We start from the raw sequence: 15456 nt of genomic DNA, 5'->3' as shown, positions 1-15456 counted from the left end.
TCAAGGCGAACGAGACAGGAGAGTCACATGAGCCTCGCCAACGGCGATTCCGCCCGCTATTTTGCCGCCGCCCAAGAGGGCCGTCTGGTCTTTCAGACCTGTGCCGATTGCGGCGCGGTCCAGCACCCGCCGCGCCACCATTGCGCCACCTGCTGGGAGGCCAATCTGAGCTTTGAGCCCAGCAGCGGCAAGGGTACCGTCGAGAGTTTCACCATCGTGCGGCGCGCGCCTTTGCCCGCCTATCGCGACAAGGTGCCTTATGTGGTCGCCTCGATCCTCGTCGAGGAAGGCCCGCGCATGATTGCCACGCTCACCGGGGCGGATGCCTTGGACGTGGCGATTGGCGACACGGTCACGGTGGCGTTTGAGGCCAACGTGAACGGTGACACACTGCCGGTCTTTGCCCGCGCATGAGCGATCCGATCAGCGCCCTTGGTGTCCCCACCTTCCACACCCGCGTCGAAGCGTGGGAGTGTGATCACAACGACCATTGGAATGCGCGCCACTACATGCGCGTCTTTCGTCTGGCGAGCTTTGTGGCCTGCGATATGGCGGGGGCGTCGCCGGGGATGCCCTATTGCCAGCTGACCCGCTTTCACCGCGAATTGGTGCAGACCGCGCCGGTGGAAATTCGCTCTGGCGTGCTGGCCGACGGGCCTTTGGCGGGGGCTTTGGTGCATCTTTTGTGTTCCGAAGGGCGTCTGGCTGCCACCGCGCTGGAAACGCCGGGCCGCCTCGCGCACGCCTTGCCGCAGGTCACGTCAGAGCAGGTAAAACTGGCCCTGCCGCGCGGGTTAAAGGCGACGCCGCACCCCAAGGACGCCCCGGATACCGCAGGGTTCAAGGTGATCGAGCACGGCTTTGTCCAGCCGTTCGAGGTCGACCACACCGGCGCGCTTTGCCCCGACCGGCTGATGGGGCGTGTTGCGGCGGCGACGAACGAACGGCTGGCCGAGATGGGCTTTACCCCCGCCTATGTCGCCAAGACGCAGATTTCGCGCATGGGGGTGGAATCGCGGGTGACGATGCTGGACGCCATCGGGGTCGGCACACGGCTGCGCAGCACCGCGCGGATCATCCGCGCCGAGGGCAAGAACCTCGTGGTGCGACATTGCTTTACCGATGGGACGGGGGCGGTCCGCGCCGCTTCGGATCAGTCCTTGGTGACGGTGGATATGCGCACCCGGCGGGCCTGTGCGCTGCCCGACATCGTGATGGGCAAGGTGGACCCGGTATAGGGCAACGGGGCCCTAAAGCCCCGCCTTTAACCCCCGCTTAAAAGCCGATGATCGCCTTGATCTCCAGGTATTCCTCCATCCCGAATTCGCCCATCTCGCGCCCGTTGCCGGACTTTTTGTAGCCGCCCATGGGCGCTTCGGTGATGGCGGCCGCGCCGTTGTAGAACACGCGCCCCGCCTTCATCCGGCGACATATGTCCAAATCCGCCGCCTTGTCCGCGCCAAAGACATAAGCCCCCAGCCCGTATTCGGTGTCATTGGCCAGCGCGATCGCCTCTTCGTCCGTTTTGTAGGTCAGGACAGAGGTCACCATGCCGAAAATCTCTTCGCGCGCGATGGTCGTCTCCGGCGTGACCACAAAGATCGTCGGACGGATGAAAAACCCCTTGGCGAGGCCGTCGGGCCGCCCGAGGCCGCCGCAGACCAGCCGCGCGCCTTCGTCCAGGGCCGACTGGATGTAGGCTTGGATGCGGTCGAACTGGGCGCGGTTGACCACCGGGCCGTGGGTCGTTTCCGGCGCCGTAGGATCGCCCACCGTGATGTGCTTGGCCACGGCGGTTTGCAGATGGCCCACCAGCTCTTCGAGTTTGGCTTCGGGCACAAGGATGCGCGTGGGCGAATGGCATGACTGGCCAGAGTTGGAATAGCCGCGCGTGACGTTGTACTCGGCAGCGGCCTGCACATCGCCGTCCGGCAGGATCAGGTTGGCGGATTTGCCGCCCAGCTCTTGGGTCACCCGCTTGACCGAGGGCGCGGCGGCCTGCGCCACCAAGACACCGGCGCGGGTCGATCCGGTAAAGGACACCACCGCGATGTCGTCATGTTTGGAAATGGCGTTGCCCACCCCCGGCCCGTCGCCGTTGATCAGGTTGAACGCCCCCGCAGGCACGCCCGCCTCATGCAGGATTTCGGCCATGACCAGCGCGCTGACCGGCGTGAATTCCGACGGTTTCAGCACCACGGGGCAGCCGGCGGCAAAGGCCGAGGCCAGCTTGTTGCAGATCAGCTGCACCGGCCAGTTCCAAGGCGTGATCAGCCCGGCGACGCCAATCGCCTCGCGTTGCAGGATATAGCTGCCCATGTCGGTTTCGAACGCGTACTCGCGCAGGGTTTTCACCGCCTGTTTCAAGGCATTGAGCCCCGCCGCGGTCTGCTGGGTCAGGCGGCAAGGCGCGCCCATTTCCAGGGTCAGCGCCTGCATCAGATCGTCTTGGCGCGCGACGTAAACCTCGATGATCCCTTCCAGCAGCGCGATGCGATCCTCGCGCGATTGGGCCGCAAAGTCAGGCAGCACCTTCAAGGCCGCCTGAACTGCGCGGTCCACATCAGCGGGGGTGCCAAGGGCAACGGTGCCGTAGGGCTCTTCGGTGGCGGGGTTCACAAGTGTGAACCGCGTCTGCGCGATGGGATCGACCCAAGCGCCATCAATGTAGAACTGTCCGAAATGCTGCATGTCTCAGGTCCCGGTAAAGGTGGGCGTGCGCTTTTCTTTGAAGGCCGCGACCGCCTCTTTGTGGTCGTTGCTGGTGCGCACCAGCGCAATGTGCGAGCTGAGCGCGTCAAGGTGGCTGTGCAGGTCGGTGTCCCGCGCGCCTTTGACCATCCGCTTGATGAACCGCACCGACAGCGGGGCGGCGGCGGCGATCTGCTCGGCATAGGCGCGGGCCTCGGCGGCAAAGCTGTCCTCGGGGAAGACGCGGTTGACCAGCCCCAGCTGCAACGCCTCGCGGGCGTCGACCCAGTGGCAGATCCAGAACATGTCGAGGGCTGCGGCCTCTCCGATGATGCGGGGCAGGAACCACGCGCCGCCCACGCCGGGGATCAGCCCCATCTTGGCGTAGGTTTCGGCCACCCGCGCGCCGCTGGACATGACCCGCACGTCACACATCAACGCAAGGTCAAGCCCCCCGCCCACCGCCATACCGTTGATCGCGGCGATGATCGGCTTGTCGATCTCGGCGACCTTGCGGGCAAGCGATTGCGTGTTGGCGGTCATGCCCGCCTTGGCCTCTAACGGTGTCTGCTCGGACTTGCCCTTGAACCGGGAGGTGTCGCCGCCTGCGGAAAAAGACCCCTCGGTCCCGGTAAAGACGATGGCCTGCACGTCGCCGCGTGTCTTGCACTCGTCCAGCCAGGCGACCCACTGGCGCACCATGTCGTCGTGAAAGGAATTGCGCTTGTCGGGGCGGTTGATGGTGATTGTGGCGACGCCATTGCTGACGTCGAACAGCAGCTCTTCGGTGTCGCTCATGCCGCGGCCTTTCGTTTGTACATAAAGGTGGCTTTCATGCTCTGGACCGCCTCGCCGCGCTGGTTCACAAACTCGCGCTTAAAGGCGACGATGCCCCGGTTGGGCTTGGAGGGCTCGCGGGTTTCCTCGACCGTTTGGCGCATGAACAGCGTGTCGCCGTGTTTCACCGGGCCGTGCATCCGCCAGCCGTCGATCCCGAGAACCGCCAGCAGGGTGCCGTCGTTGATGCCGCTGGCATAGGTCAGCCCGCCCATGATCGCATAGACCAAGGGCGCATGGGCGATGGGTTCGCCAAAGGGCGTCGATTTGCAGTATTCGTGGTCGGCGTGCACGCCGTTGAAATCGCCGCTCAGGCAGCAAAAGTTGACAATGTCGGTGGCGGTGCAATGGGACGACAGGATGCCGCCTTCGCCATGCACAAGGGCGGTGGTGGCATTGGCGGTCTGGCGGTCGCCTGCCTCATTGCGCAGCTGGCGGACGGCCTCGATGATGCCCATCAAGCCGCCCACGGCACCGGCGTGCGCATGGCTGAGCATCCCGCCATGGGTGTTGATCGGCAGTTTGCCCCCGATCGCCGCGTGCCCTTCGGCGAAAAAGGCCCCGCCCGCGCCGCGTTCGGCCAGACCCAACTCCTCCATCTCGATGATCGGCACGATGGAGAAACAGTCATACAGCATCGCCACGTCGATGTCGGACGGCCCCAGCCCCGCCATGTCATAGGCTTTCCGGCCAGAGAGTTCGGCTCCGAATTCGGTGAGGCTGGGCGCGCTCGTCAGATGCTCATGCGTGTGCGCCTCGCCGATGCCTGCGAGGTAGATGGGTTTGCCCGGCAAATCCTTTGCGCGCTCGGGCGTGGTGACCACAAAGGCGCCGCCCGCATCCGAGATCAGGCAACAGTCGTACATGTTCAGCGGGTCGGAAATGGGCTTGGAGTCCAGCACCTCCTGCACCGTCAGCGGCGTTTTCATATGGGCGTTGGGGTGCTTTAGCGCATTGCCGCGGGTGTTCGCCGCCACTGCCGCCATCTGCGCGCGCGTGGTGCCGTATTTCGCCATATAGGCGTTGGCGACCAGCCCGTAGAGCGAGGGGATGCCGACACCATACGGGGCCTCAAAATAGGGATGCCCCACGGCGATCAGCGCGCCCACCGCTTCGTCGCGCGACATGCCCGTGGCGCGATTTTCCCCGGCGCAGACCAAGACCACCTCGGCCATGCCGGTTTCCACCGCCTGCGCCGCGTGCGACAGCATCGTGGTGGGCGACGCGCCCCCAGTGATGATCGAGCCGCCATAGGTGGGCACGATCCCAAGGTATTCGGCCAAGACCGAGCCCAGCATGAAATACGGTTCGGTAAAGGAGTAGGCGGTCAGCAGGCCGTCGATCTGGGTGTGTTTCAGGCCCGCGTCGGCGATGGCGCGGCGGGCGGCCTGCGCGTTCAGCCCAAGGCCGGTCATATGCGTCAGGCGGCCAATGTCGCTTTCTCCGACGCCGACGATGACGGCGCGATTTCGTAAACTCATGGGTGTCCCTCGGCTTGGTCGGGTTTGCCGCCATCGCCGCACTTTGTGTGCCAAACCGCTGCGAAACCGCTGCCAAACCGCTGGCAATCCGGGCACTTGCCGCGGCGCGGCGCTTTGGCACGGGGCTTGCTAGGTAGGGGGCGAGGCCCCGCCGGGGCGCAAGGATGTAAAGAGGGAAGAGATCACATGGATGAAATGCTGCCCGAAGAGATCCCCGCCGTGCGCGAGTCGATCCGCCGTTTCATGGAAACCGAAGTGATGCCGGTGATGGACGGCTATGAGTCGCGCCGCGAGCTGCCGCGCGATCTGATCCGCAAGGCGGGCGAGGCGGGCTATTACGGCGCGACCTTCCCCGAGAGCGTCGGAGGCAGCGACATGGGCTATCTGGCCGCCGCAGTCATCATCGAGGAAATCGCGCGGATGGATGTGCGCTATGGCGGCTTTAACCAGAATGGCGGCAACTGCCCGGCCTGTATCTACCTGGGCGGCACGCCGGAGCAGATCGCCAAATACGTGCCGGATTTGCTGGCGGGCAAGACCGTGGGCATGATGGCCCTGACCGAGGCGGGCGGCGGCTCTGATGCGGCGGGCGCGATGAAGACCACGGCCCGGCGCGAGGGCGATGTCTACAAGCTCAACGGCTCCAAGATGTGGGCGACGCTGGGCGATGAATGTGACGTGGGCATCCTGCTGGCCAAGACCGACCCGGATGCGGGCGCACGCGGGGTGACGGCCTTTATCGTCGAGCCAAAGAAGTACCCCGGCTTTACCGCGCAGCCCATCGACGTGGGCCTGTCGGACACGTTCCGGGTCAGTGCGATTTACCTCGATGACTTTACCGTGCCGGTCGAGAACCGCCTGGGCGAAGAGGGGCAGGGGTTCAAGATCATCATGCGGGCGCTGCAAGGCGGGCGCGCGGTGATCGGGGCCAAGGCTTTGGGGATCGCCAAGTATCGCCGCTACGCCGATTTGATGTTCACCGGCGAAGGCACGGCGAATGTGCAAAAGGTGCTGATCGCCGAGGATGCGCTGGGGTACAAGGTGGCCGACCGTCACCACGGCAAGACGGGGCTGCGGGCCATGGGGCGCGGGGCGGCTTGATCTGAGGGAAGTGGGAGCGCTGCCCTCTCGCTGGAGGTGAGGTGCTTAAAGATGGAGGGGGCGCTGCCCTCTCGCCGGAGGCGAGGCACTTAACGATGGAGGGGGCGCTGCCCTCTCGCCGGAGGCGAGGCACTTAAAGATGGAGGGGGCGCTGCCCCCGGCCCGTTGGGCCTCCCCCGGGATATTTTGAAAGAGAAGAAGACAGGGCCGCGGGGCGCGAATGGGCGCTTGGCGGCTTTTGTCTTTGGTGTGGACAGTTTTTGCGCGGGGTGTGTGCGCTGTGCGGGTTGGCATGGGATTTGCGGTTTGTCTGGCAAAGCAAATTCGAGGACGTCTGCCATGAGTAAAGCCCCTGACACCCTGCCTTATCACGCGCTGCCGGTTTTGCGCGGCGGCCAGCCTTTTGGGATGTTTGACGGCATCCGGGTGGTGGATGTGACCACGTCGGTGGCGGGGCCCTATGCGACGCAGCTGCTGGGCGATTTTGGCGCCGGGGTCATCAAGGTCGAGCGGGCGCATGGCGATGATGCCCGCGCCTGGGGGCCGCCGTTCCTGGACGCGCAGTCGCTGTGGTTCACAGCTGTTAACCGCAACAAACGCAGCGTTGTGCTGGATGCGCGCAGCCCACAGGGGCGGGCGGATTTCGAGGGGCTGATCGCCTCGGCGGATGTGTTTGTGACCAACCAGCCACCTTCGGTGCAAAGGAAGCTGGGGATGGATTACGACAGCCTGCGGGCGATCCGCGAGGACAATGTCTTTGTTTCGATCACTGGTTTCGGGCTGGAGGGGGATCGCGCCGAGCTGACTTGCTACGACCTGATCGCCGAAGGCCATTCGGGGGTGATGGACATCACCGGCGCGGCGGACAGCGGGCCGCAAAAGATCGGCACCCCGGCGGCGGATATGCTGGCGGGGCAGGACGCGGCGATGGCCTGTATGGCGGCGCTTTTTGACCGGGCGCGCAGCGGGCAGGGGCACTTGATCGACGTCAGTCTGGTCGAGAGCATGACGCGCTTTCTGGCTTGCCGGATTTCGCCCTATCTGGGCTCGGGCGAGGTGCCGGCGCGCTCTGGGGGCACCGACAGCGTGATCGCCATCTACCAGCCGTTCGAGACCGCCGATCTGCCCATGACGCTGGGTCTAGGGAACGACGGGATCTGGGCGCGGTTCTGGGAGGCGGTGGGCGATCCGGACTATGCCGCGCGGCCCGAGTTTGCCAGCAACGCCGATCGCCGGGTCCACCGCGAGGCGATTTTGGCGCGTATCCAGGAGGTCCTCGTGACCCGTTCGCGCGATGAATGGCTGACGCTGCTGGGGCGCGCCCGTGTCCCCGCGGGGCCGATCAACCGCATCGACGAGGTGGCGGGCGACGCTGCCTTGCAACAGCGGGGGCTGTTCTACGCCATCGAGGAAGGCGCGCGCACCGTCCCGCAGATCGGCCTTGGCATCACCATCGACCGCCGCACCAGCGTGGCGCGCACCGCGCCGCCTGTTCTTGGCGCCGACACCGGCGACATTCTCGGCCGCCTGCGCGCCGCCGAGTAACGGAGCAAGATCAATGTCCTACAGCGAAATCCTTTATCACGAAGACGGCCCCGTAGGGACCATCACCCTGAACCGCCCGGACAACGGCAACATGTTCACCGAAACCATGTGTCACGAGATCCGCGACTGCATCGAGGCCATCCGCCGCGAGACGCGCACCCGCGTGGTGGTGCTGACCGGGGCGGGGGACAAGTTCTTTTGCATCGGCGGGCAAAAGGACGGCATGGAAAAGACCAAGCTTTATGCGGGCACCCTGCCGACGCTGGAGATGTACGAGGCCATCGACAAGCTGCAAAAGCCGGTGATCGCGAGCGTGAACGGCTTTGCGGTGGGCGGCGGCAACGTGCTTCAGATGGTGTGCGACGTGACGATTGCTAAGGAAAGCGCCATTTTCCGGCAGGTCGGCCCGATGATGGGCAGCTTTGATGCAGGCTATGGCACTTGGTACCTCGAAGACCTCGTGGGCAAGAAGCTGGCCAAGGAAATCTGGTACGCCAACCCCAAGATGACGGCGCAGTATGCCAAGGACATCGGCCTGATCAACCGCATCGCGCAGGACGATCAACTGGCGGAAAAGAAACGAGAATTCGCGCTAGAGATCGCGGACCGCGGCGCCTTTGCGCTGGCGTCGATCAAGGGGGCGTTCAAAGCGCGGCACGGCGGCGTTGGCGGGCTGTCGCGCGTCACCCATGACCTGCTGCTGTCGCAATATCTTGGCACCGAGGAACACAAGGAGCTGAACCAAGCCTTTAACGAACGGCGCCAGCCCGACCCCAGCAAATTCGGCCAGTGAGGCGCTTATGAAACCGTTTCTGACCTTGCACGATCCGGCCTCGGCCCAGCGGTTCTATGACCAAGGGCTTTGGGCGGGCGACACCTTTTACAGCCTCATGGCCCAGCAGGCCGAGGCCCGCCCCACCGACAAAGCCCTGCGCGACGGGCGTGTGATCCTGGACTGGCAGTGCCTGAAGGCGCGCGTCGACGCCATGGCCGACAGTCTGCACGAGGCGGGGATCACCGCCGGGGATCGCATTTCCATCTGGATGTCGAACCGCGCCGAGGCGGTCATCACCTTTCTTGCCTGCTCGCGCGAGGGGATCGCCTGCAACCCGTCGCTGCACCGGTCCTATACCTGCGCCGAGATCGTCGATCTGCTGACCGAGCTGCAAGCGCGCGCCATCGTCACCGAACCGGGCTGGGGCGCGGATCGCGACCGTCAGGACTTTGACGCGATGGTCGGCGCGCTGCCCTTTGTCAAACAGGCCTACACGCCGGAGACCTTTCCGCGTCACATCATGGGCGTCGATCACGCGCCGCATCAAAAACCCCGACAGCGTGGTCTATCTGGCCTTTACCAGCGGCACCACGGGCACGCCGAAATGCGTCATGCACAGCTGCAACACGCTGCTGGCCAACGCCCGCGATCTGGCGCGCGATTGGGGGCTGTCGGAAACCTCGTGTATCCTGACGCTGTCGCCGCTGTCGCACCATATCGCGTGCGTTGCGGTGGCGCAGTGGCTGGTCTGCGGCGGGCTGCTGGTGACGAACGATCCGCCCGCAGGCATGACGCCCATGCAGTGGATCGTCGAAACCGGCGCGACCTATGTGCTGGGCGTGCCGACCCACGCCATGGACATCCTGTCCGAACAGCGCCGTGCGGGGCTGGAGCGGCTGGGGCAGGTCGAGACGTTCTACATCGCTGGCTCGCCCATTCCCGAAGTGGTCGCGCAAGGCTTTGTCGCCCAAGGGATCACGCCGCAGAATGTCTACGGGATGACCGAGTGTTCTTCGCATCAATACACCCATCCGTCTGATTCCAAAGAGGTTTGGATCGGCACCTGCGGGCGTGGCGGTCCCGCCTACGAGGTCAAGATCTGGAACCCCGAGGACCCGGATCAGGAGCTGCCGCAAGGCGCTTCGGGCAATATCGGCGGGCGCGGGGCGGCGATGATGCCGGGCTATTTCGCCAATCAGGCCGCCACCGAGGGCACCTTTAACAGCCATGGCTACCTGCTGTCGGGGGAACTGGGTGCGTTCGACGCGCAGGGCAATCTGCGGATCGAAGGGCGCATCAAGGATCTGATCATCCGCAGCGGCCACAACATCTATCCCAGCCAGATCGAAAGCCACGCCTTGACCCACGACGGCGTTGAAAGGCAGCGGCGTTTGGCGTGCCGGACGACCGCCTTGGGGAAAAGGTCTGTCTTGCCATCATCGGCACGCTGTCAGGCGAAGAGATGCTGGCCCATCTGGCGCAGGACGGCCTGTCCAAGTTCGACATGCCCGAATGGTTCCTGGCCGTTGACGCGCTGCCGCTGACCGCCAGCGGCAAAATCCTGAAACGAGAGCTGACCGAGATGGTCAAACGCGGCGAGCTGACCCCCCGGCCGGTGCACTATGTAGAAAAAGAGGCAGTCTAATCATGGCCGTAGACCTGACACAGGACGGCGAACTGGCCGTTCTGACCCTGAACCGCCCCGAGGCGCTCAATGCGCTGTCCTTTCAAATCCTGCGCGACATTGGCGAAGCCTTTGACAAGGTTGCGCACATGGACGTGCGCGCGCTGCTGATCACCGGCGCAGGGGATAAGGCCTTTTGCGCCGGGGCAGACATTAAAGAGCTGCGCAATCGCCCCTTGATGGACCAGAAAACCGGGGCGGAACTGGGTCAGAGCGTCTTTGCTAAGCTTGACCGCCTGCCGGTGGCCTCTGTCGCCTTGGTGGGCGGCTATGCCTTTGGCGGCGGGTCGGAATTGGCCATGGCCTGTACCTTTCGTCTGGCCGCGCCCAACGCGGTCTTTGGCCTGCCAGAGGTCAAGCTGGGCCTGATCCCCGGCTATGGCGGCACCCAGCGACTGCCGCGTCTGGTGGGGCAGGGGCGCGCGCTGGAAATCATCAAGACCGGGCGCAATGTGCGCGCCGAAGAGGCCGAGCGCATCGGTCTAGTCAACGCCGTCGTGGAGGGCGATCTGATGCAGGCGGGCCGCGAGATTGCGGGCAAATTCACCCGCTACAGCCTGCCGGTGCTGGACTTTGCCCGCCGCGCCGTCACCCGCGCCGGGGACACCACGCTTGAGGCGGGGCTGGAGATCGAGGCCGATCTGTCGACCCTCGCCTATCGGCTGACCGATGCCGAAGAGGGCATGGCCGCCTTTGAAGAGAAACGCAAAGCGGAGTTCAAGGATGGCTGAGCAAATCGTCGTCACCGGCGCGTCCAAGGGGATTGGCGCTGCGATTGTCACCGAGCTGGGCGCGCGGGGGCAGAGCGTCGTTGGCCTGTCGCGCAGCGGCGACGGCCCCGCCCCGCACAACATCGCCTGCGACATGACTGACGAGGGGGCCGTGCGCGCCGCGTTCGAGGAGATCGCCGCGCGCGCGTGGAACGAAGAAGAGCGCATGATCCTGGATCAGGTGCAGCGCATGACCGACACCGTCATCGCCCCCAACGCCGCACGCATCGACGAGACGCACGAATTCCCGTGGGAGAATGTCGAAGCGATCAACGCGCTGGGTCTGAACGCCATTTTCGTCCCCGAAGCGTTCGGCGGCGCGCCCATGTCCTACAAGCTGTACCTTGAGATTGTGACAATCATCTCAGAGGCTTGCGCCAGCACGGGCATCATCTACGCCACCAACTACCACGGCATGAAGCCGCTGATCGACTTTGGCACTGACGAACAGCGCGCCCGCCTGCTGCCGCGCATCGCCGAAGGCGGCTTGGGCGCGCTGACCATCACCGAGCCGAACGCCGGGTCGGACGCCACGGGGATGCGCACCACGTTCGAGGAAGACGGCGATGATGTGATCATCAACGGCTCTAAGGTGTTCATTTCCAACGGCAATGTCGCCGACCTGTACCTGCTGTTCGGCAAGTGGAAGGGGATCGACGATCCACGCAAGGCGATTTCCTGCATCGTTTTGGAAAAGGGCGCAGAGGGGCACGTGATTGGCAAGCCCGAGCGCAAGATGGGGCACAACGGCTCTGCAACCTGCGCCATGAGCTTTGACACTGTGCGGATGCCGCGCGCCAACCTCTTGGGCAATCCCGGTGACGGGCTGCGTATCCTCTTGGCGTCGCTTAACAAATCGCGCCCCTCGGTGGCTGCGCACGCCCGCGGCATCGCCCGCGCCGCGTTCCGCGACATGGTCGCCTATGGCAATGAGCGGGTGCAATCGGGCAAGGCGGTGCTGGACTTTCAGGGCAACCAGTTCACGCTGGCGGACCTTGCGTCCGAGCTGCTGATGGTCGAGCGCTGGATCGACTACGTGGCCGATATGATCGACGGCGGAGAGACGGACTTTGGCATGGAGGCGTCGATTGCCAAGATGCGCGCCACGGATCTGGCGATGAAGATGGCGCTGGAGAATGTGCAGTTCCACGGCGGCTATGGATACATTCAGGAATACCGCGCCGAGCGGTTGATGCGCGACGCCAAGATCGGCCAGATCTGGGAAGGCACCAACCAGATCCACCGCCAGCTGATCGGGCGGTCCTTTCGGGAAAAGCGCGCATGAGCGGCGCGCTGGAGGGGCTCAAAGTCCGTGATTTTTCGACCCTTTTGCCCGGCCCCATGGCGGGGCTGTTCCTGGCCGATGCCGGCGCCGAGGTGATCAAGATCGAACGTCCACAGGGCGAAGAGATGCGCCATTACCTGCCCAGATGGGGCGCGGATGCGGTCAACTTTGCCATGCTCAATCGCGGCAAGAAGAGCCTTGCGCTGGATCTCAAAGACCCGGCCGCGCGCGCCCTTCTTGACCCGCTCTTGCGAGAGGCGGATGTGGTGATCGAACAGTTCCGCCCCGGCGTCATGGCGCGTCTTGGGCTGGGCTATGCGGACGTGCAAAAGCTTAACCCCGACATCGTCTATTGCTCAATCATAGGCTACGGGCAAACCGGGCCAAAGGCGCAGCGCGCGGGGCATGATCTTAATTACATCGGTGACGCGGGGCTGCTGGCGCTGAGCCACGGCACCCCGCAGACCCCCGTGCTGCCGCCTGCCTTGATCGCGGATATTGCCGGGGGCACCTATCCGGCACTGCTGAACATCCTGCTGGCGCTGCGGGCGCGTGATGCGGGCAAGGGCGGCGCGCATCTGGATATCGCCATGGCCGAGACCCTCTTTCCCTTTATGTATTGGGCCATGGGCGACGGGTAGGCGGCGGGGCAATGGCCCGGCAATGGCGACGCCTTGGTCACCGGCGGCGCGCCGCGCTATCAGCTTTATACCACCGCCGATGGCCGCACCTTGGCCGCCGCCCCGCTGGAGCAAAAGTTCTGGGACAGCTTTTGCGAGGCGATCGGGCTGGAGACGGCCTTGCGCGACGATACCCGCGACCCGGCGGCCACCCAAAGCGCCATCGCCGCCAAGATCAAAGCCAAGGACGCCGCCCATTGGTCGGACGTGTTCGAGCAGGCCGACTGTTGCTGCACCATCGTGCAAACCATTCAGGACGCTCTGGACGATCCGCATTTCGCCGCCCGCGGCGTGTTCCGCCGCCGTGTGCGCAACGGCCAAGGTGACACCATGCGCGCCCTGCCGACCCCGGTGGCGCGCACCCTCGCCGCCGATCCCAAAGCCACCGCCAGCGCCCCGGCCTTGGGCGCGGACAACGACGATTTTCCTTCGCGCTAAGCGCGCAAGGGCCAGACAGGAGAACCCATCATGACCATCACCAAAATCGGCGTCTGCGGCGCAGGGGGCACCATGGGGGCGGGCATCGCCTTGGTCGCGGCGCGGGCCGGGATGCAGACCGTGTGCTTTGACCTCTCGCCGGACGCGCTCGCCCGCCAGCGCGCTGCGGCGCAAAAGTTCTTTGGCCGCTCGGTCGACAAGGGCCGCATGACTCAAGGCGACTGCGACGCGGCGCTGGCGCGGATGCAGGACAGCAGCGACCTGAATGACTTGGCCGATTGCGACATGGTGATCGAGGCGATCTTTGAGAACCTCGACGTCAAGAAAGACCTCTTTGCCAAGCTCAACGCCATCTGCAAGCCCGACACGATCTTTGCGTCGAACACTTCGACCCTGTCGATTACCCAGATCGCTGGCGGCTGTGGGCGCGAAGACCGCGTGGTGGGCATGCACTTTTGCCTGCCCGCGCAGGTGATGAAGCTGATCGAGATGTCGCGCGGCATCAACACCTCGGAGGAGGTGTTCACGGCGGCTTGGGACTGGACCGAAACCGCAGGCCAGATCCCGGTGGAAACGCAGGACAAGCCGGGGTTCATCCTGAACGCTTTGCTGGTGCCCTTTAACAACGATGTCTTGCGCGCGATCGAGGCGGGGCTTGCCACGCCCGAGGACATCGACACCGCGATCAAGGTCGGTCTGGGCTACAAGATGGGGCCCTGTACGCTGCTGGAGCTGATCGGCCTCGACACCCAGGTTCTGCTGGGCGAGGCGTTTTTCCCATCACGCTGGACACCCGCGCCGCCGTTCCGCCGATCTGCCGCCGCATGGTGGCCGCCGGACGTCTTGGGAATAAATCGGGCCAAGGGCTGCTGACCGGGTTGACCCGGCAAAAGGCGACCGAGGCGCCGGGGTTCACCGTCCTTGGCCACAGTGCCAACTTTGACGACCTGAAAGGGACGGGCGGCGACGTGACCCTCCACCTTGGCGGCGGCTATGCGCCCGATGCGTCCAAGACGGCGGTGCTGGTGGAACTGGGCAGCGAATGCCTTGGCCAGCACACCGGCGAGCATATGGGGCAAGAGGGGTCCAACGCCGTGGGCTTTGCCCGCTATCGCAACGGCTCTGACGCCCCCAGCACCCTGATCGAGATTGTGCACCAGCCGAACACCTCTGACGCCGCCATCGAAGCCGCCCGCGCGATTTTCGAGGTGCAGGGGTTCGACACCGTGCTGTGCAAAGACCTCGCGGGCCGCATCGTCGACCGCCTCGTGCGCCCCAAGTACAACGACGCGCTGCGCTTTCTGGACGAAGGCTTGGCCACGGCGGAAGACATGGACAAGACCTGCTGCATGGGGCTGGGCTATCCGGTCGGGCCTTTGGCGCGGGTGCACAGCGGCGGGCTTGCGCAGCACTTTGAGATCAGCAAAGCTTTGCACGATATGACCGGCCTGCCCGGCTATGCCCCCGTGCGCCGCGCTGTCGTTGCCAAGGCGGCGCAGACGGGCGGCATGGCCAAGGCCGCCGAATAGCACAGCGACAGCGCCGCGCCGAACTGTGCGCGGCGCGGACACATTTGACCCCAAAGGCCTCGCCCATGCCCTTTCTCGACGATCTGCCCGACAATGCTGGCCCCCCGGCGGTGTTCAAACGCTTCCCCGAGGCCTACGGGCCGTTTTCCGAGATGAGCCAAGCCTTGATGAACGGCCCCTCTCCATTGTCCCCGGGGGAACGTGAGTTGATCCTGGCCTTTGCCGCCGGGGCCATGGGGTGCCAGTTCGTGCTGACCGGCCATTCCGAAGCGGCCTATGCCTGGGGCATTCCGCGCGGTACGCTGGACGACATCGACAGCGCCGAGGTGGACGCGCCGCTCAAGCCGCTGCTGCATTTCGTGCGCAAGCTGGCCGTCACGCCGAATGACATGACCCAAGCGGACGCGGACGCGGTGCTGGCCCATTGGCCCGCGCAGGCGCTGCACGACGCGGTGGCGATCACCGGGCGCGCGGCCTTTATGCAGCGGTTGACGGCGGGGATGGGGTTCGCCCCTCTTGACGTCGAAGTCGCGCGGACCCACGCCAAAAAGCGCGTCGAAAAGGGCTATGTGAACCTTTACAGCGCGTTTCGCAAAGACCCGGCAAAAGACGGCTGACGCGCCGCTTGGCACGGCATTTG

The 15456-nt window shown here is 64.9% G+C and carries 14 protein-coding genes and 3 pseudogenes; 14 read left to right on the top strand and 3 right to left on the bottom strand.

Going from position 1 to position 15456, the window contains the following annotated elements:
- Positions 1–27 precede the first annotated feature (27 nt).
- Both B9A11_RS16210 and B9A11_RS16205 read left to right on the top strand, forming a co-directional pair.
- The gene (locus B9A11_RS16210; RefSeq protein WP_058248847.1) at positions 28–414 is read left to right on the top strand and encodes a Zn-ribbon domain-containing OB-fold protein; all 387 of its coding nucleotides are present in this window, start codon (positions 28–30) and stop codon (positions 412–414) included.
- Positions 411–1238, top strand: a complete 828-nt coding sequence (locus B9A11_RS16205; RefSeq protein WP_058248846.1) for a thioesterase family protein — start codon at positions 411–413, stop codon at positions 1236–1238. Before B9A11_RS16210 ends, B9A11_RS16205 begins: the two co-directional genes overlap by 4 nt.
- A 37-nt stretch (positions 1239–1275) precedes the next feature.
- Here B9A11_RS16205 and B9A11_RS16200 read toward each other — a convergent pair whose 3' ends face one another.
- From B9A11_RS16200 to B9A11_RS22275, 3 genes are read right to left on the bottom strand one after another with little or no spacing between them, the layout of a single operon-like run.
- On the bottom strand, positions 1276–2691 hold the full coding sequence (locus B9A11_RS16200; RefSeq protein ID WP_058248845.1) for an aldehyde dehydrogenase family protein: 1416 nt from the start codon (positions 2689–2691) through the stop codon (positions 1276–1278).
- Positions 2692–2694: 3 nt separating this feature from the next.
- Positions 2695–3489, bottom strand: a complete 795-nt coding sequence (locus B9A11_RS16195) for an enoyl-CoA hydratase/isomerase family protein (protein WP_058248844.1) — start codon at positions 3487–3489, stop codon at positions 2695–2697.
- Positions 3486–5009, bottom strand: a complete 1524-nt coding sequence (locus B9A11_RS22275) for a thiolase C-terminal domain-containing protein (protein WP_083499916.1) — start codon at positions 5007–5009, stop codon at positions 3486–3488. The genes B9A11_RS16195 and B9A11_RS22275 overlap by 4 nt, the downstream gene beginning before the upstream one ends.
- 186 nt (positions 5010–5195) lie before the next feature.
- On the opposite strand from B9A11_RS22275, the gene B9A11_RS16185 reads away from it, so the two are divergent.
- The 12 genes and pseudogenes from B9A11_RS16185 (at position 5196) to B9A11_RS16145 (ending at position 15433) form a co-directional block, all read left to right on the top strand.
- Positions 5196–6110: an acyl-CoA dehydrogenase family protein gene (locus B9A11_RS16185; RefSeq protein WP_058248843.1), complete on the top strand. Its 915-nt coding sequence runs from the start codon at positions 5196–5198 to the stop codon at positions 6108–6110.
- 339 nt (positions 6111–6449) lie between these two features.
- Positions 6450–7655 carry a CaiB/BaiF CoA transferase family protein gene (locus tag B9A11_RS16180; protein WP_058248842.1) on the top strand — a complete coding sequence of 402 codons (1206 nt, stop codon included), beginning with the start codon at positions 6450–6452 and terminating at the stop codon, positions 7653–7655.
- A 13-nt stretch (positions 7656–7668) separates the two neighbouring features.
- A complete protein-coding gene (locus tag B9A11_RS16175) occupies positions 7669–8448 on the top strand; it encodes an enoyl-CoA hydratase-related protein (protein WP_058248841.1) in 780 nt (259 codons plus the stop codon).
- Positions 8449–8455: 7 nt separating this feature from the next.
- Positions 8456–8803 (top strand): annotated as a pseudogene (locus B9A11_RS22610) (AMP-binding protein); the annotation flags it as partial.
- A 187-nt stretch (positions 8804–8990) separates the two neighbouring features.
- Positions 8991–9560 (top strand): annotated as a pseudogene (locus B9A11_RS22265) (AMP-binding protein); the annotation flags it as partial.
- 266 nt (positions 9561–9826) lie between these two features.
- The gene (locus tag B9A11_RS21860) at positions 9827–10075 is read left to right on the top strand and encodes a hypothetical protein (RefSeq protein WP_200807302.1); all 249 of its coding nucleotides are present in this window, start codon (positions 9827–9829) and stop codon (positions 10073–10075) included.
- 2 nt (positions 10076–10077) lie between these two features.
- Positions 10078–10845, top strand: a complete 768-nt coding sequence (locus B9A11_RS16165; RefSeq protein ID WP_058248840.1) for an enoyl-CoA hydratase/isomerase family protein — start codon at positions 10078–10080, stop codon at positions 10843–10845.
- Positions 10838–12169, top strand: coding sequence for an SDR family NAD(P)-dependent oxidoreductase (locus B9A11_RS16160; protein ID WP_143595908.1), 1332 nt, complete (start codon positions 10838–10840; stop codon positions 12167–12169). The genes B9A11_RS16165 and B9A11_RS16160 overlap by 8 nt, the downstream gene beginning before the upstream one ends.
- Positions 12166–13287, top strand: a pseudogene (locus B9A11_RS22260) (CaiB/BaiF CoA transferase family protein). The gene B9A11_RS16160 and the pseudogene B9A11_RS22260 overlap by 4 nt, the downstream one beginning before the upstream one ends.
- Positions 13288–13317: 30 nt before the next feature.
- Positions 13318–14160 (top strand): 3-hydroxyacyl-CoA dehydrogenase family protein, encoded by an 843-nt coding sequence (locus B9A11_RS16150; protein WP_186009219.1) that lies wholly within the window; start codon positions 13318–13320, stop codon positions 14158–14160.
- Positions 14112–14816, top strand: a complete 705-nt coding sequence (locus tag B9A11_RS21845) for a 3-hydroxyacyl-CoA dehydrogenase family protein (protein WP_186009218.1) — start codon at positions 14112–14114, stop codon at positions 14814–14816. The genes B9A11_RS16150 and B9A11_RS21845 overlap by 49 nt, the downstream gene beginning before the upstream one ends.
- Positions 14817–14881: 65 nt before the next feature.
- The gene (locus tag B9A11_RS16145; protein ID WP_058248839.1) at positions 14882–15433 is read left to right on the top strand and encodes a carboxymuconolactone decarboxylase family protein; all 552 of its coding nucleotides are present in this window, start codon (positions 14882–14884) and stop codon (positions 15431–15433) included.
- The last annotated feature ends 23 nt before the right edge of the window (positions 15434–15456 follow it).

It is taken from the genome of Tropicibacter naphthalenivorans, assembly GCF_900176475.1.
GTDB classification, from domain to species: domain Bacteria; phylum Pseudomonadota; class Alphaproteobacteria; order Rhodobacterales; family Rhodobacteraceae; genus Tropicibacter; species Tropicibacter naphthalenivorans.
The sequence above is the reverse complement of the archived record's forward strand: the minus strand, read 5'-3'. Positions and strand labels throughout refer to the sequence as shown.

What these genes read in the sequence shown, in the direction of transcription:
- B9A11_RS16210 (WP_058248847.1), top strand. Translation starts at nt 28, where the DNA reads ATGAGCCTCGCCAACGGCGATTCCGCCCGCTATTTTGCCGCCGCCCAA.
- B9A11_RS16205 (WP_058248846.1), top strand. Translation starts at nt 411, where the DNA reads ATGAGCGATCCGATCAGCGCCCTTGGTGTCCCCACCTTCCACACCCGC.
- B9A11_RS16200 (WP_058248845.1), bottom strand. Translation starts at nt 2,691, where the DNA reads ATGCAGCATTTCGGACAGTTCTACATTGATGGCGCTTGGGTCGATCCC.
- B9A11_RS16195 (WP_058248844.1), bottom strand. Translation starts at nt 3,489, where the DNA reads ATGAGCGACACCGAAGAGCTGCTGTTCGACGTCAGCAATGGCGTCGCC.
- B9A11_RS22275 (WP_083499916.1), bottom strand. Translation starts at nt 5,009, where the DNA reads ATGAGTTTACGAAATCGCGCCGTCATCGTCGGCGTCGGAGAAAGCGAC.
- B9A11_RS16185 (WP_058248843.1), top strand. Translation starts at nt 5,196, where the DNA reads ATGGATGAAATGCTGCCCGAAGAGATCCCCGCCGTGCGCGAGTCGATC.
- B9A11_RS16180 (WP_058248842.1), top strand. Translation starts at nt 6,450, where the DNA reads ATGAGTAAAGCCCCTGACACCCTGCCTTATCACGCGCTGCCGGTTTTG.
- B9A11_RS16175 (WP_058248841.1), top strand. Translation starts at nt 7,669, where the DNA reads ATGTCCTACAGCGAAATCCTTTATCACGAAGACGGCCCCGTAGGGACC.
- B9A11_RS16165 (WP_058248840.1), top strand. Translation starts at nt 10,078, where the DNA reads ATGGCCGTAGACCTGACACAGGACGGCGAACTGGCCGTTCTGACCCTG.
- B9A11_RS16160 (WP_143595908.1), top strand. Translation starts at nt 10,838, where the DNA reads ATGGCTGAGCAAATCGTCGTCACCGGCGCGTCCAAGGGGATTGGCGCT.
- B9A11_RS16150 (WP_186009219.1), top strand. Translation starts at nt 13,318, where the DNA reads ATGACCATCACCAAAATCGGCGTCTGCGGCGCAGGGGGCACCATGGGG.
- B9A11_RS21845 (WP_186009218.1), top strand. Translation starts at nt 14,112, where the DNA reads ATGGTGGCCGCCGGACGTCTTGGGAATAAATCGGGCCAAGGGCTGCTG.
- B9A11_RS16145 (WP_058248839.1), top strand. Translation starts at nt 14,882, where the DNA reads ATGCCCTTTCTCGACGATCTGCCCGACAATGCTGGCCCCCCGGCGGTG.